2 protein-coding genes are annotated in these 1,844 nt (G+C 68.8%); both read right to left on the minus strand.

The genetic code is table 11. The features are described 5' to 3' along the window. On the minus strand, window positions 1-1,161 hold a 1,161-nt coding region (locus ACFV3E_RS46645), incomplete at its 3' end, for a DNA primase family protein (protein ID WP_500542625.1). 331 nt (window positions 1,162-1,492) lie between these two features. After that, window positions 1,493-1,648, minus strand: coding sequence for a hypothetical protein (locus tag ACFV3E_RS46650; protein ID WP_158072205.1), 156 nt, complete (start codon window positions 1,646-1,648; stop codon window positions 1,493-1,495). Window positions 1,649-1,844: the final 196 nt, after the last annotated feature.

The following is a 1,844-nucleotide window of genomic DNA, read 5'->3' on the forward strand; positions in this document are numbered from 1 at the left end:
GGTGAGGAAGCGGCCGGTGTGGTCTTCGGTTTCGGCGTAGGCGGTGGTGGCGATGCGGACGGTTTCGGGTCCGGTGAGGTCGCGGGGGCCGTTGAGGTAGTGGTGGGCTCCGGTGATGAGCCAGTTGAGGATGCCGGGGCCTTCTTCGGTGACGAGGATGTCGGCGAGGTTGTCGATCTTCTGGTGGTCGGAGACGACGCGGTCGAAGGGGATCAGGCGGATCCGGCGCCAGAAGGCGTAGCCGCCGGTGCCGACTTCGGGGCGGTGGTTGCCCAGGAGCCAGAGTTTGTGGGTGGGGGCGAAGGAGAAGAAGTCCTGGCGCATCCGGCGTGCTTTGATGCGGTCGCCGCCGGTCAGGAGTTTCACCCGGGACTCGTCGAACCGGTCGCCGGGCTTCACCTCGGAACACACGATCACGCGGCGGCCGTGGAGCTCGGCGAGGTCGGTGGGGTGTCCCTCGAAGGGACGGGCCATCAGGAAACCGGGCGGCGCGGCGTCCGCGTAATCGCCCAGGAGCTTGATCAGGACATCGAGCAGCACGGACTTGCCGTTCTTGCCCGAGCCGAAGAGGAACGGCATGACCTGCGCCCCCACGTCCCCCGTCAGGGAGTAGCCGAGCAGGAGATGCAGGAACCGGATCATCTCCCTGCCCCGGTCGTCGTCCCCGAACGTGTCGGTCAGGAAGAGGTCCCAGCGCGGGGTCGGCATCTGCCGGGGGCCGATCGAGGTCGAACGGGAATGGAAGTCCCGGTCCGGGTCCGGGGCCCGCAGCACCCCCGACCGCAGGTCCACCACCCCCGCCGGCGTGCACAGCATGTACGGGTCCGCGTCCAGCGCTCCCGCGCTCAGCACCATCCCCGGAGCCGATCTCGCCTGCGCCAGCAGCGCGTTGATCCCCGACGTGCTCAGCGCACGCCGCCGGTGCTTGCGCAGCGCCGCGTCCGAATACACCCCCCGCGGATCGGTGACGGCGATACTCTCCGCCATCTCACCCGCCGCCCACAAAACGGTGTCGTCCTCATCGCTCTGCCACCGCGTGCCGTCCCACCGATACCACCCCAACCCCGTCACATGCCGATAATCCTGCGCGTACAACCGCACGAACAGCTTCGCGTTCCCCCGATCCGTCAACGAATCAGGTAACAAACCCACCCCCAACACCCGCTGGAGGGTTTTGCGCCCGGCCCGGAGGCGTCTGCTTCCGCGTACCGGTGCGGTGCCGGTGCTCCGGCCGGCGTCGGTGTTCCGGTGGTCGGGAAGGCGGATGGGTCGGGGTCGGGCGGTGTCAGGTGATGGTTCCGAGGGGAGTCCGCAGGGGTCGACCGTGGTGGCGGGCGCGGTGTTCGAACGCTGGTGACCTGCGGAGCCGGCTCCCTCAGCCACGGGCTCTCCTGACCGTCGGTGGATACGAGAAGGGCTGAGCCGCGCACGTCCTGCGCGCGTAGGGGCGGCGGTGGGCGGTGTGTGTAGCGGGCAGACCGGCTCCCGCCCCTCAGAACCGTTCGTTCTGCCTGCCGCCGTCGAGGGCGGCAGGCTCCGGGGCGGGGGGGCGCAGTTCCGCGGGGCCGTCCCTGCGGGCCGGGCGGTCGGCCGCGATGGGCTGCGGCCCCGGGGGGCGGGTCGAGGCGTCGCTTTCGGCTGAACTCATCACGTGTGCACTTCCCGGATCATCGAAGCTGACCGTGTTTGCGTGACCGAACGTGCGGAGGCGCCTCCGAGGAACGCCTTCGATGCATCATAAGAATGATTCTTTTTTTGTCTATGTGAGGTAAAAAATTTTGGCCGATTCGCCCCGACACATGCCGTGTTCTGCAGGAGCGCGCACGGCGGGAGCGGGCCGGGCC

Origin of the sequence: Streptomyces sp. NPDC059718 (assembly GCF_042733315.1) — a bacterium.
Classification (GTDB): Bacteria; Actinomycetota; Actinomycetes; order Streptomycetales; family Streptomycetaceae; genus Actinacidiphila.

Excerpts from the sequence above, each read along its gene's own strand:
- ACFV3E_RS46650 (WP_158072205.1), bottom strand. The coding sequence starts at position 1,648 with ATGAGTTCAGCCGAAAGCGACGCCTCGACCCGCCCCCCGGGGCCGCAG.